The sequence below is a fragment of the Cellulomonas iranensis NBRC 101100 = JCM 18110 genome (assembly GCF_001552375.1).
Lineage (GTDB): Bacteria > Actinomycetota > Actinomycetes > Actinomycetales > Cellulomonadaceae > Cellulomonas > Cellulomonas iranensis.
The window spans coordinates 1-12,849 of sequence record NZ_BCRB01000096.1; the positions used below are offsets into that span (position 1 = coordinate 1).

Here is a 12,849-nt window from a genome sequence, read left to right on the forward strand (position 1 = left end):
GCCCGGCCGGTGCTGGATCGCACTCTCGCGGGAGGGGGAGGGGGAGGGGAGGGGTGGGGAGGGGTGCGAGCCCGACGTCCGGAGCCGCGACCTCAGCGGGTCGGGGCGGCCAGGCCCGTGCGGTACGCCCACACGACGGTCTGCAGGCGGTCGCGCGTGCCGAGCTTGGTCATCGCGCGGCCCAGGTGGGACTTCACGGTCGACTGCTCGACGAACAGCGCGTCGGCGATCTCGGCGTTCGACATGCCCTGCGCGAGCAGCCGCACGATGTCGGTCTCGCGCGGCGTCAGGAGGTCCGCCTCGGCGCCTGGCGGCGGTGCGGGGCGGCGGCGGGCGAACTCGGCGATGACGCGCCGTGTGACGGTCTGGTCGAGCATGCCGTCGCCGCGTGCGAGGCGGCGGATCGCGTCCGCGAGGTCGGCGGGGTCGGCGTCCTTGAGCACGAACCCGTCGGCGCCCGCCTCGAGCGCGCCGAACACGTACTCGTCGAGGTCGAACGTCGTCACGACGAGCACCGCGGGCAGGTCGCCCGTGCGGTCGGCGACGATCCGCCGCGTCGCGGTCAGGCCGTCGCCGCCGGGCATGCGCACGTCCATGCACACGACGTCGGGGCGCGTGCGGGCCACGACGTCGACGGCCTCGGGGCCGCTCGCCGCCTGCCCGACCACCTCGATGTCCCCGGCGTCCTCGAGCAGCACGCGGAACCCCGCGCGCACCACCGCCTGGTCGTCCACCAGCACGACGCGGATCACGCCGTCACCTCCGTCCCGTCGTGCGGTGCGGCCGGTCGGCCGCCCGGCAGGTCCTCGTGCGCGTCGGCCTCGACCGGGACGCGCGCGTGCACGCGCCAGCCGCCGTCGGGCGTCGGCCCGGCGTCGAGCGTGCCCCCGACGAGCGCGGCGCGTTCGCGCATGACCGCGAGCCCCGCGCCGCCGTGCTCGCCGCGCACGCCACGGCTCGCGGGTCCGTTCGTCACGTCCACCACGACGGCGCCCGGCGCGTGCTCGACCCGCACCCGCACGCGGGCGCCGGGTGCGTGCTGGCGCGCGTTCGTCACCGCCTGCTGCGCGATCCGGTAGAGCGACACGTCGCCCAGCGGTGCGAGCGGCGCGACGTCGCCGGCGACGACGAGCTCGACGTCGTCACCCAGGTCGCGGGCCTGCGCGACGAGGTCCGGCAGCGCCGCGAGCCCCGGCAGCGGTGCGGTGCCGTCGGGCGCGTCGTCGCCGCGCAGCAGCCCGACCACCTGCCGCAGGTTGTCGAGCGTCGCGCGGCCCTGGTCGCGCAGCCAGCGGGCGCCCTCGCGCGCCGCGTCGGGGTCGCGGTCGACGAGCCGCTCGACGGCCGCCGCCTGCACGACCATGCCCGACAGGTGGTGCGCCGCGACGTCGTGCAGCTCGCGCGCCAGCCGCGCGCGCTCGACCGCCACGGCCGCGTGCACGCGCGTGTCGCGGTCCCGCTCCGCCTGCTCGGCGCGCTCGCGCAGCAGCACGAGGTGCGCGCGCCGCGTCGCGACGTACACGCCGACCAGCGCCGACGCGAGCCACACCGCCAGCGACGTCGACACGTGCGTCGCGACGTCGAGCGCGGTGCCGCCGCGCACGAGCACGGCGACCGTCGCGAGCGCGGCCTCGGCGACGCCGGCCCCGGCGGCCAGGCGCAGGGCCCGCGCCGCCGGGAGCAGCGTGCCGACCGTTGCGGCGGCGACGAACGGCGCGAACGACCGCACCGACAGGTCGGGCGCCACCGCGACGAGCGCCACCTGCGTGGCGACGACGAGCGCGACGCACGCCGCGAGCCGCACGCGCCGCAGCACGAGGGCCGCGGACTGCGCGGCGATCAGCAGCAGCAGCGCGAGCCGCCGCGCGGGGGAGACCGCGAGCTCGTCGGGCAGCAGCCCGACGCTCGCGAGGCTCAGCAGCACCGCGACGACGGTGCACGTGACGGCCAGCAGCGCGTCGCGCGCCACGGGACCCCGCACCCCGCAGCGGTCCAGGAACGCGTCCCAGCGCGCGCCGGGCGCCGTGAGGTGCGTGGTCGCCATGGTCGTCATCCTCTCGTGCGGGGCCGGCGGCGGCAGGTCGCCGGCGGTCGGTCGTCAGTACGTCAGGTCCGGCGAGAGCAGGTGGACCTGCAGCGCGGCCCACGACGTCCCGACGAGCGCGGCGAGCACGACGGTCGCGGTGACCGTGCGCCACCACCCGGTGCGGGCCCGGGCCTCGGCGACCACGCGCCACGCGGCCGCGAGCACGCCCAGCACGCCCAGCGCGGTGAGCACCTGCAGCACGCGCAGCACCGCGTCCGGCACGGGCTGCAGGCCCACGAGCGTGAGCACGACCAGCACCCAGCCGGCCAGCGCGGCGAGCGTCGCGAGCGCCGCGAGCCGCGTCGTGAGGCGTGCGCGGCGGACGTCCGTCGGCGGCGTGGCCGACGCCCCGACCGGCGGCGTGGCCGACGCCCCGACGGGCTGCGCGCCGGACGTCGCCGCGGGCACCGCGCCCGTGGCCGTCACCGACCCGGCCGGCACCGCGGACCGGCGCGCCGCCCGGCGTCGGCGCACCCGGCGCACGACCGCGCCGACGGGCCACGCGAGCACCGTGAGCAGCAGCACGAGGGCTCCGACGGCCAGGACGGGCACGACCGCGGCGCGCGCGGGCGTCAGCGGCAGCAGCGTCATGGCGGAGTCGTGGCCGATCACCTCGACGCGGCCCGCGTCGTCGAGCCGCACGGCCAGGCGCCGGTCGGAGTCGACCTGGCGGAACACCCACGGCTCGACCTCCTCGTACACGGCAGGCGTGAGCTGCCCGGGGCCGGGTGTGAACAGCACGCGGTCGCCGTCGACGACCTGCGCGGCCGTCGGCTGCAGCACGCCCGTGGCGGTGAGGAACGTCGAGACGAACGCGCGGCCCGGCTCGTACCGCCCGGCCAGCGCCTGCGCGTGCGCGGCGCGCGTCGCGTCGTCGACCGTGCTCGCGGCCGGTGCCTCGTCGGCGGGGAAGTACCGGTCCGCGAAGCCCGCGAGCAGGTCCTCGCGCACCTGGTACGCGGCACCGCCGGCGCCCGTGCTGTTGAGCGACAGGTACAGGCCGGTGTCGTCGTCGGGCCACAGCTGCAGGTGCGAGTGGAACGCGGTCGTGTCGCCGCCGTGCCCCACGACGCGGTGGCCGTGGCGCGACTCGTCGAACCAGCCGAGGCCCATGCGCTCGCCCTCGGCCAGGGCGCCGAGCGTGTCCGCGCCGAGCGCGGGCTCCTGCATGAGCGCGCGCGTCGCGTCGGACAGCAGCGGCTCGCCCGTCGTCGGGTGGCCCAGGTGCGCGAGCATGAACCGCGCCATGTCGGTCGCGGGCGCGCTCAGCCCGCCCGCGGGCGGCTGGCCGACGACCTCGAAGCCCACGGGCGCGTCGTCGGACGTCGGGTAGCCCTGCGACACGCGGTCCGCGAGGTCCGCGGGCAGCGGCTGCGCGAACGTCGAGGACGTCATGCCCGCCGGTGCGAGCACGTGGTCGGCGACGTAGTCCTCGAACGGCTGCCCGCTCACGGCCTCGACGACGTACCCGGCCAGGGCGTTGCCGTAGTTCGAGTAGGCGGGCGTCGTGCCCGGCGCGTACACCTGCTGGGGCGGGTCGGTGACGAGCGACGCCCGCAGGTCGGGCACCGTGCCCTCGCCGCCGATGAGGCCCGTGAGCCGCTCCTCGAACCCGCCCGTGTGGGTCAGCAGGTCACGCAGCGTGACCGGCCGCTCGTACCCGAGGTCGAGGCCGGTGTACCGCTCGACGTCGGTGTCGAGGTCGACGCGGCCGTCCTCGACGAGCTGCATGACGGCCGTCGCGGTGACCATCTTCGACACCGAGCCGGGGCGGAACAGCGTGCGGTCGGGGTCGACGGGTGTGCCGGCGGCGACGTCGGCCTCGCCGAAGCCGCGGGCCGTGACGACCTCGCCGTCGTGCACCACGGCGACGGTCGCACCCGCGATGCGGCCCTCGGCGAGCGCGTCGGGCACGGTGGCGTCGAGCCACGCGTCGACGTCGGCGGTCGTGAGGCCCGCGGTCGACGCGGGCTGCGGGGTGCGCGGCTCGGGGACCTCGGGCGCGGCGCCGCACGCCGTGAGCAGGCCGAGGCCCGCGACGAGCGCGAGGGCGGGGGCGACGCGGCGCGCGAGCCGCCGACGGGTCGTGGCGTGCGGCGTCTCGGGCGCCGCGGGGGCGTGGGGCGGGTGGGGCAGCGCGCGGTCGGTGCGCGGTCCCGGCGGGGTGACGGGCATGGCTCCTCCTGCGCCGCGAGGGCCCGGACGTGTCCCGGGACGTGACCTCGTGGCCTGCGTCCAGGCTGGTCGCCGCGGGGTGCCCGGGTCTTCGGGCGCAGCGGGGAACCTCGCTTGCGACCTTCGGGGGAGACGACGGCGGCCGGCCCTCGCCGTGAGCGGGAGCCGGCCGTGCGTCGACGGGCGGGTGACGGTGCCGGGCGGCGGCCCGGCGCGGCGTCAGAACGCGCCGATCGGCGTGCCCTGCGCGTCGGCCTCGAGCGTGTACGAGCCGTAGGGGCCGCTGAGGTACACGCGGACCGTCACGGCGCGGTCCTCGTCGGACCCGATCCAGCCGGCGGCGATGTGCCCGCTCGTGATCTCGCCCGCCGGGATCCCCGACGCCTCGACGGCCTGCTCGTACAGCCCGGGCAGCGCCGACCAGTCCACCGCGGAGAGGTCGAACTCCTCGCTCGGGTCCGGCTGGATCGTCGCGGGACGCTCGCGGGTCGCGTTGCTCGCGACCGCCCACCACGTGTCGTACGCGGCGCGGCCGGGCGCGACCGGTGTGGTCACCCACACCTGGTCGTCGTACGCGAGGACCTCGGTGACCGTGGTCGTGCCGGCGGCGTCGGCGAACCGCTGCACCGCCTCCGCGACCCGGCCGGGCCCGCTGAGGTACGACGCGTCGCCGTGGCCGACGCCGCCCGAGCGCACGCCCAGCAGCACGTCGTCGCGCTGCTGCCACGTGGGCACCGCGACGCCGACGGCGGCGATCAGCAGGTACACGAGGAACCGCACGCCGCGGCCCTTGCGGCCGACCGGCAGGATCGGGCGCCTGCGGCCCGGCACGGGCTTGTCCGGGTCCCGCTCCCACAGGGGCGCGTCGGGCGTGGCGTGGATCCGCACGGGCGGCGCGGGCTCGTCGACGATCGCGACGTCGGGCGCGTCCTCGCCCACGCGGACGACCGCGAGCACCGTCCCAAGCAGGCGCCCCGGCATCTGCGCCGCGTCGATGAGCTCGCGCACGACCGTGCGGTACGGGCCGCGGTCGCGGGGGTCGACGAGCAGCTCGACGTCGTACTGCGGGACGTCGTTGATGACGGTGCCGGTGCGGCGCACGTCGAGGACCTTCGCACCCGCGAGGCGTCCCGCGGCGCGTGCGGCCTCCACCGCCTCGGCGTCCGGCGGCGCCATGCTCGCGAACGAGCGCGCGACGTTCACGAGCACGAGGCCGATGATCGTGATCGGCAGCGCGGCCATCCACACCCACGAGTACCGGTCGTCGCCGGTGGACCAGTGCAGGAGCGAGGCGCCGATGCCGGCACCGGCGACGAACGCGATGAGGAGACGGATCACGTACCGCACGGTAACAAGGGACGCCGCTGACCTGCTGTGATGCGGACGACACGTGACGTGCGGCGTCCCGGCGGCCCGCCCGCCGGAACGCCGCACGACGCCCCGGGCCGTCAGCCTCGCGGGTCGATGGGGAAGTTCTGGTCGAACACGTGGTCCGGGTCGTACGTGCGCTTGAGCGCGCGCAGCCGGTCGAGCGTGAGCGGCGGGAACGCGTCGAGCAGCCGCTCGGGCCGCGGGTCCGTCTCGAACGACAGGTACAGGCCGTCCATGTGCGGGTGCGCGAGGCGGTCCCACGCGTCGTCCAGGCCCGTGCGGGCCGACCGGCCGGCGAACGCCGTGACCGAGAACTGCTGGTGCCGGTGCGCGTACGCGGTCGCGTCGGGCGCGACGTCGTTGCCGGCGCCGCCCGTCGCGCGCAGCTGCACGAGCATCGTCTCGCCCGAGGCCAGCAGGCGCGCGAGGTCCGCCGCCGCGACGTCGGTCATCGCGGGCAGCAGCCCCGAGCGCGTGACGGGCGGCGCACCGCCGTCGTGGTGCCGCGCGACCGGCCCGACCACGCCCGCGTACGGCGTGAGCGTCGCGCGCTGGTCGAGCACCGGCCCCGCACCCAGCAGCTCCTCGAGCGCCGCGACCGCCGCGGTCGTGTCGTCGTCCGCCCACACGGTCATGGCCTGCGCCATCGGCGGCCGCCCGCCCCCGCCCGCCTGCACGTGCAGGAAGCTCGTGAGCTGCCGCGGCGCGTCCTGCACGGTGCGGCCCCAGCGGTCGAGCAGCGCGGCCGGGTCCGACGCGTCGAACGTCATGGTCGCGAAGACCACGTCGGGGTACTCGCGCGCCTCGACCTCGACCCACGTGACGACGCCCAGGTTGCCGCCCGCGCCGCGCAGGCCCCACAGCAGCTCGGGCTCGTGCTCGGCGTCCACGACGTGCACCGTGCCGTCCGCCGTGACGACCTCGGCCGCGACCACGTGGTCGACCGTCAGGCCGAACGACCGGCCCAGCAGCCCGATGCCCCCGGTCGTCGCGAGGCCGCCGACGCCGACGCCGCCGTGGTCGCCCGACGAGATCGCCCAGCCGTGCGGCGCGAGCGTCGCGGCGACCTTGCCCCAGGTCGCACCCGCGCCCAGCCGGACGCGTCGCGACGCCTCGTCGACGACCATGACCTCGTCGAGCGCGGCGACGTCGAGCAGCACGCCGCCGTCGTTGGTCGAGCGGCCCGAGATGCCGTGCCCGCCCGAGCGGACCGCGAGCGGGCCGCGCTGCTGCCGGGCCCAGCCCAGCGCGTCGACGACCTGCGGGGTCGTGCGGGGCAGCAGCACGACGCCGGGCGCGCCGCGGCGCATGTACGTCGAGCGCAGCGCGCCGTAGCCCCGGTCGCCGGGCTCGACCGCGCGCACGTCGGACGGGACCGTGTCGTACGCGATGCCGTCGACGCGCTTCGCGAGCGCCGCCGCGGGGCGGACCGCGCCCGTCACGGTGCCGGACGTCGCGCGCGCGGCGTCGACCTGGTCGCGGACCGCGGGCACGACCTGCTCGGCGAACGTCTGGAGGGTGCGCGGGTCGTCGGTGCCGAGCACGAACGTGCCGATGCCGTCCTCGAGCGCGTACCGCACGAGCGCGTCGACCCACTGCTCGGGCGGGCCGTCCAGGCCGTCGCCGGGCGTGGGGGAGAAGCGCCCGTTGACGTTGAGCAGGCGCCGGATCTCGCGCGGGTCGCGGCCCGCGGCCGTCGCGGCCTCGTCGACCGTCGCGTTGCCGCGCGCGAGGTCGCCGGGCTGCAGGTAGCCGAGGGACGGCAGCCAGCCGTCGGCCTTGCGGCCGACGAGTCGCAGCATGCGCGGCTTGTACGCACCGACCCAGATGCCGATGTCGTGCGCGGGCGCGGGGCCGCGCTTGGCGCCCGCGAGACGGTGGTGCTCCCCGCCGACGCGCAGCGCGCCGCGGCCGTCGGCGTCCCACAGCGCGCGGATGACGTCGATGGCCTCGTCGAGCGCGTCGACGGCCTGGCCGGGCGTGAGGCGCGGCGTGCCCATGGCCTCGATCGCGTCCCAGAACGCGCCCGCACCGAGCCCGAGCTCGACGCGCCCGCCCGAGAGCAGGTCGAGGCTCGCGGCGGCGCGCGCGAGCACGGCCGGCGGGCGCATCGGCACGTTGAGGACGTTGCCCGACAGGTGCACGCGCTCGGTGCGCGCGGCGACCCAGGACAGCAGGGTCCAGGTGTCGAGGAACGACGGCTGGTACGGGTGGTCCTGGAACGTCACGAGGTCGAGGCCGACCTCCTCGGTGAGCACCGCGAGCGCGACCGGGGTCTGCGGGTCGGCGTTCTGCGGCGTGAGGAACGTGCCGAACCGCAGCTCGTGCCCGTAGTCGGTCATGGTGACTGTCTCCCGTGGTCGTGTTCTGCACAGATCATATGCACGACAGACGATCTTGTGCGCCGCGCGTATGCTGCGGACGTGAGCACGCAGACGCCCGCCCGCGCCGCCGACGACCTCGGCTGGCAGCTCGGCGCGCTGCTGACCCGCTGGCGGTCGGCCGTCGGCGCCGTGCTCGACGGCATCCCCGCCGGTCCCCGGGGCTACCACCTGCTGCGCGTGGCCGTCGCGGCCGACGTGCCGCCGACGCAGGCCGCGCTCGCGTCCCACCTCGGCATCGACCGCACCGTCATGACGTACCTGCTCGACGACCTGTGCGACGCGGGCCTGGTCGAGCGCTGCCCCGACCCCGCGGACCGGCGCGTGCGCCGCATCGCCGCCACCGACGCCGGCCACGCCGCGCTCGCCGACGTCGAGGGTCGCATCGCCGCCGCCGAGGACGACGTGCTCCGCGCGCTGGCGCCGGCCGAGCGCACCGCGCTGCGCGGGCTGCTCGCGCGCGCCACGGGCCCGGCCCCCGACGGTCAGGACCTCTGCGCGGTCGTCACCCCCGCCTGACCGCCACCCCGGCCCGGCAGCCGGCCCACGACCGACCGTCACCGGCCGGCCGGCCACCACCTCGGGCCGGCCGCCGGACCACCCGACCCGCCGCTCCATCCTTGCCCTCCCCGCCCGAGCGCGGGGTTCTGCTGTTCCTGAGGGCCCGTGACCGGCAGAACTCCGCGTTCGCGGGCCGGAAGGGGGTCGCCCGGACTGGGAGTGCATCGCCGCGGACCGGTGTCGAGTGCGGGGTTCTGCGGTTGACGACGGCTCATGGCCGGCTGAACCCCGCGCTCGGCGGCGTGGGCGGTCTCGATGGCGGGGGTCGTCGACCCGGGTGGTGTCGAGTGCGGGGTTCTGCCGGTGGTCGAGCCTCATGGCCGGCCGAACTCCGCGTTCGGCCGCCGAACTCCGCGCTCGGCGACGGGGGTGTGGGGCGGCGGGAGCGCGGGGGGTCGTGGGAGCGGGGGACCGGGGGTCCCTGGATCGTCGTGGCCTTCTGCGGTCCGGCGGTCGCGCGCACGCTGGCGGGACGGCGCCACCGACCGGGTGGTGTGGGAACCCGAGGAGACCTCATGACCGACATCCGCATCGCCCTCGTCACGGGCGGCAACCGCGGGCTGGGACGCGCGGCGGTCGCGGCGCTCGCGGCCGACGGCCTCGACGTCGTGCTGACCTACCGGCGGCACGAGGACGAGGCGGCGGAGGTCGTCGCGCAGGTCGAGGCGCTGGGGCGGCGTGCGGTCGCGCTGCGGCTCGACACGGCCGACCTCGCCGACGTCGAGGGGTTCGCGGCTCGCCTCGTCGACGCGCTGCGCGGCACGTGGTCGCGGACGACGTTCGACGTTCTGGTCAACAACGCGGGCCACGCGGTGCCCACGCCCCTGGGCGGCACGACCGCGGACGACCTGCAGCGGCTGTTCGACGTGCACGTGCGCGGGGTCTTCCTGCTGACGCAGGCCCTCGCGCCGCTGCTGGCCGACGGCGGCCGCGTGGTCAACGTCTCGAGCGGGCTCGCGCGGTTCGTGCAGCCCGGCGACCACTCGGCGTACGGCGCGATGAAGGCCGCGGTCGAGGCGCTCACGCGGTACTGGGCCGTCGAGCTGGGCGGTCGCGGGGTCACCGTGAACGTCGTCGCGCCCGGGCCGGTGGCGACCGACTTCGGCGGCGGGGCGGTGCGCGACGCGGCGGGCCTGCGGGACGCGCTCGGCGCGCAGGCGGCGCTCGGGCGCGTCGGGGAGGCCGCGGACATCGGGCCCGTGGTCGCGGCGGTCGCGTCGCCGGCCCTGGGCTGGGTCACCGGGCAGCGGATCGAGGCGTCGGGCGGCACGCGACTGTGACGTCGCGGGCGTCGCGTGCCCGCCCCTTGTGCACCCGCCGGTTCTGTGGTTCATTAGTCGAGTAATGAACCACAGAACCGGCAGGGAGGGGCACCGTGTTCGACGGCCGTGACCCCGTGTACCTGCAGATCGCCGACCAGATCCGCCAGGACGTGCTCTCCGGCGCGCTGGCCGCGGAGGAGCAGGTCATGTCGACCACGCAGTACGCGACGACGTTCCGCATCAACCCCGCGACGGCCGCCAAGGCGTTCGCGCAGCTCGTCGACGAGGGCGTGCTCTACAAGCGGCGCGGCGTCGGCATGTTCGTCGCGCCCGGCGCCCGTGAGCGTCTCGTCGCCGACGCGCGCGAGTCGTTCTTCGCCGACACGGTCGACCCCGTCGCCGACGCCGCGCGCGTGCTCGGCATCGACGTCGAGGACGTCGTCGCCCGGCTGCGCACCCGCGCCGCGAGCGAGCCCGCCGCACCCGTCACGGCCCCGCCCGCCACCCCCGCCGCACCCGAGGAGGGCTCCCGATGACCGCGACCACCGCCGGCTGGGGCGTCGAGCTGCAGGGCGTGACGCAGCGCTTCGGCGACGTCGTCGCGCTCGACGACGTCAGCCTGACCGTCCGCCCCGGCACCATCACGGGCCTGCTGGGCCGCAACGGCTCGGGCAAGTCGACCCTCGGCTCGCTGCTGGCCGCGTTCCGCCGCCCCACCGCGGGGCGCGTGCTCGTCGACGGCGAGGAGCCGTGGGAGAACGAGCGCGTGGTCCCCGGCGTGTGCTTCGTGCGGGAGTCCGGCGACGTGCTGGACGACTTCTCGATCAAGGACAACCTCGCGTACGTCTCCGGCGCCCGCCCGACGTTCTCGCACGAGCTCGCGGGCGAGCTGCTCGACCTGTTCGAGCTCGACCCCAAGCGCAAGCCCGGCAAGTTCTCGCGCGGCAAGAAGTCCGCGTTCGGCATCGTCCTGGGCCTCGCGTCGCGTGCGCCGCTGACGATCCTCGACGAGGTCCACCTCGGTCTCGACGCGCCCAGCCGCTACGCGTTCTACGACGCGCTGCTCGCCGACTACGCCGCGCACCCGCGCACGATCGTGCTGTCGAGCCACCTCATCGGCGAGATCGAGCGCCTGGTCGAGGACGTCGTGGTGCTCGACCGCGGGCGCGTGCTCGTCGCGCAGGACGCCGAGACGCTGCGCGCCGAGGGCGTGTCCGTCACCGGCCCCGCCGCCGCGGTCGAGGCGTTCGTCGCCGGGCGCGAGGTCCTCGCGACGCAGCGGCTCGGCGGCACCACCCAGGCCACCGTGCGCGGCGGCGTCGCGGAGGGCGACGTGCGCCGCGCACGGCAGGACGGGCTCGAGCTCGGGCCCGTGCCGCTGCAGGACCTGTTCGTGCACCTCACCGACCCGCAGCGCGCCACGCACGTCGGGGGTGCCCGGTGACCGCCACGACCGCACCCGCCGTGGCCACCCGGGCGCCGGCCCGCACGTCCCCGACCCTGCACGTCGCGCGCCGCCAGGGCGTCGCCGCGCTGCGGCTCGCCGCGTGGTTCTGGCCGATCGCGCTGCTCGCGCTCGCCGCCGTGACGATCACGGCATGGGTGGTCGAGGGGCGGGTCGACGTGTCGATCGCCGTGCACGGCCGGCAGGCGCTCGTCTGGTTCCTGTTCTCGCAGGCCATCCAGGTCGCCGCGACGTACCCGCGCGTCCACGTCGCGGCCGGCATGACCCGGCGCAGCCTCGTGCGCGGGACGCTGCTGGCGTCGGGTGCCACGGGCCTCGCGTACGCGCTGGTGCTCACCGGCGTCGTGCTGGTCGAGCGGTGGCTGCACGGCCTCGCGGGCTGGGGCTCCGCACTCCGCGAGGTGCAGCTCGCCGGCGAGCGCGCCCCGCTGTGGGCGCTGCCCATCGACACCGTCGTCCTCACGCTGCTCGCGATCACCACGGGGCTGCTCGTCGGCATCACCTACCAGCGGTGGGGCGCCTGGGCCACGCTCACGCTGCCGCTGACCGTCGGCCCGCTGCTCGCGCTGCTGTTCCTCGGCATCGCCCCGACGGGTGACGTGCCCGGGCTGGGGGACGTCGCGCCGCGTGCGCTGGTCGGCCTCGCCGGCGGCGTCGGTGCCCTCGGCGTCCTCGTCGTCGCCGCCGCGTTCGCGGTGATCGCGCGGCGGCTGCCCCTGTCCGCGCAGGCCTGACGGCGACGAGCCCGGGAGACCCACGATGACCACCACCACCGCACCGACCCGGCCCCGCGACCCGGTGCTGCGCGCGGCCGCGCGGATGGCGCGGCTCAACCTCCGGCTGTTCGCGTGGTTCTGGGTGGTCGTCGTCACCGCCGTCGTCCTCGGCGTCGTCGTGCTCTGGCGCGTCAACGGGGAGGTGGGCACCGCGGTGTCGCTGTACACCCGGCAGGGCGTCGTGTGGTTCCCGTTCTCGCTCGCCGTGCTCGTGGTCGCCGCGCAGCTGCGCGTGCACGTCGCCGCCGGGCGGACCCGGCGCACGTTCGTCCGCGCGTCGCTGGCGGTCGCGGTCGGCACGGGGGTCGCGTACGCGGTGGTGCTGCAGCTGCTGGTGCTCGCGGAGCGCGCCGTGCACGACGCCGCCGGGTGGGGCTGGCGGATCGCGGACCCGATGCTCGCCGACGAGTCCTCGCCGGCCGGCGTGCTGCTGGCCGAGCTCGTCGTCTTCCTCGTCGCCGCGCAGGTGTCGGGCCTGCTGGTGGGCGTGGTCTACCAGCGGGCACCCGGCTGGTGGGGGACGCTCGCGCTGCCGCTCACGGTCGGGCCGCTGCTGGGCGTCGCCGCGCTGCTCGGCGGCACCGGCGGGGACGCGCACGTGGCCCGCACGTGGTCCGCCGCCGCGCCGCCGCTGCTCGGCGGGGCCGCGCTCGTCGTCGTCATGGCCGTGGCGTACGCCGCGGTCACCCGCACCGTCGAGATCCGCCAGCGCACGGCCTAGCCCCGCCCCGCCCCACCCCGCCCGCCCGCACGAGCACGACGTCACCACGGG

Annotated in this window: 11 protein-coding genes; 6 read left to right on the forward strand and 5 right to left on the reverse strand. The window is 76.8% G+C overall.

From position 1 onward, the window contains the following. Positions 1–92: 92 nt before the first annotated feature. The 5 genes from CS2_RS15705 to CS2_RS15725 form a co-directional block, all read right to left on the reverse strand. A complete protein-coding gene (locus CS2_RS15705; protein WP_062101092.1) occupies positions 93–752 on the reverse strand; it encodes a response regulator transcription factor in 660 nt (219 codons plus the stop codon). Further along, positions 749–2,044, reverse strand: a complete 1,296-nt coding sequence (locus CS2_RS15710) for a sensor histidine kinase (protein WP_156442168.1) — start codon at positions 2,042–2,044, stop codon at positions 749–751. The genes CS2_RS15705 and CS2_RS15710 overlap by 4 nt, the downstream gene beginning before the upstream one ends. A gap of 54 nt (positions 2,045–2,098) precedes the next feature. Continuing rightward, a complete protein-coding gene (locus CS2_RS15715) occupies positions 2,099–4,261 on the reverse strand; it encodes a serine hydrolase domain-containing protein (RefSeq protein WP_082740289.1) in 2,163 nt (720 codons plus the stop codon). Between the two features lie 219 nt (positions 4,262–4,480). Continuing rightward, entirely contained in the window at positions 4,481–5,599 is a 1,119-nt protein-coding gene (locus CS2_RS15720; protein WP_156442169.1) for a hypothetical protein, read from the reverse strand. Between the two features lie 110 nt (positions 5,600–5,709). Further along, on the reverse strand, positions 5,710–7,974 hold the full coding sequence (locus tag CS2_RS15725; RefSeq protein ID WP_070320691.1) for an LLM class flavin-dependent oxidoreductase: 2,265 nt from the start codon (positions 7,972–7,974) through the stop codon (positions 5,710–5,712). Positions 7,975–8,055: 81 nt separating this feature from the next. Between CS2_RS15725 and CS2_RS15730 the strand changes: the two genes are divergently transcribed. The 6 genes from CS2_RS15730 to CS2_RS15755 all read left to right on the forward strand — a co-directional run bounded on the left by CS2_RS15730 (position 8,056) and on the right by CS2_RS15755 (position 12,798). Then, complete coding sequence (locus CS2_RS15730) at positions 8,056–8,532, forward strand: MarR family winged helix-turn-helix transcriptional regulator (protein WP_070320692.1); 477 nt, start codon at positions 8,056–8,058, stop codon at positions 8,530–8,532. A gap of 557 nt (positions 8,533–9,089) precedes the next feature. Then, positions 9,090–9,854: an SDR family NAD(P)-dependent oxidoreductase gene (locus tag CS2_RS15735; protein WP_070320693.1), complete on the forward strand. Its 765-nt coding sequence runs from the start codon at positions 9,090–9,092 to the stop codon at positions 9,852–9,854. A 95-nt stretch (positions 9,855–9,949) separates the two neighbouring features. Then, complete coding sequence (locus CS2_RS15740) at positions 9,950–10,372, forward strand: GntR family transcriptional regulator (RefSeq protein WP_070320694.1); 423 nt, start codon at positions 9,950–9,952, stop codon at positions 10,370–10,372. After that, the gene (locus tag CS2_RS15745; protein WP_070320695.1) at positions 10,369–11,280 is read left to right on the forward strand and encodes an ABC transporter ATP-binding protein; all 912 of its coding nucleotides are present in this window, start codon (positions 10,369–10,371) and stop codon (positions 11,278–11,280) included. Before CS2_RS15740 ends, CS2_RS15745 begins: the two co-directional genes overlap by 4 nt. Further along, a complete protein-coding gene (locus tag CS2_RS15750) occupies positions 11,277–12,035 on the forward strand; it encodes a hypothetical protein (protein ID WP_070320696.1) in 759 nt (252 codons plus the stop codon). Before CS2_RS15745 ends, CS2_RS15750 begins: the two co-directional genes overlap by 4 nt. A 25-nt stretch (positions 12,036–12,060) precedes the next feature. Further along, the gene (locus tag CS2_RS15755) at positions 12,061–12,798 is read left to right on the forward strand and encodes a hypothetical protein (protein ID WP_070320697.1); all 738 of its coding nucleotides are present in this window, start codon (positions 12,061–12,063) and stop codon (positions 12,796–12,798) included. The last annotated feature ends 51 nt before the right edge of the window (positions 12,799–12,849 follow it).

What these genes read in the sequence shown, in the direction of transcription:
- CS2_RS15710 (WP_156442168.1), bottom strand. Translation starts at nt 2,044, where the DNA reads ATGGCGACCACGCACCTCACGGCGCCCGGCGCGCGCTGGGACGCGTTC.
- CS2_RS15715 (WP_082740289.1), bottom strand. Translation starts at nt 4,261, where the DNA reads ATGCCCGTCACCCCGCCGGGACCGCGCACCGACCGCGCGCTGCCCCAC.
- CS2_RS15725 (WP_070320691.1), bottom strand. Translation starts at nt 7,974, where the DNA reads ATGACCGACTACGGGCACGAGCTGCGGTTCGGCACGTTCCTCACGCCG.
- CS2_RS15735 (WP_070320693.1), top strand. Translation starts at nt 9,090, where the DNA reads ATGACCGACATCCGCATCGCCCTCGTCACGGGCGGCAACCGCGGGCTG.
- CS2_RS15745 (WP_070320695.1), top strand. Translation starts at nt 10,369, where the DNA reads ATGACCGCGACCACCGCCGGCTGGGGCGTCGAGCTGCAGGGCGTGACG.
- CS2_RS15755 (WP_070320697.1), top strand. Translation starts at nt 12,061, where the DNA reads ATGACCACCACCACCGCACCGACCCGGCCCCGCGACCCGGTGCTGCGC.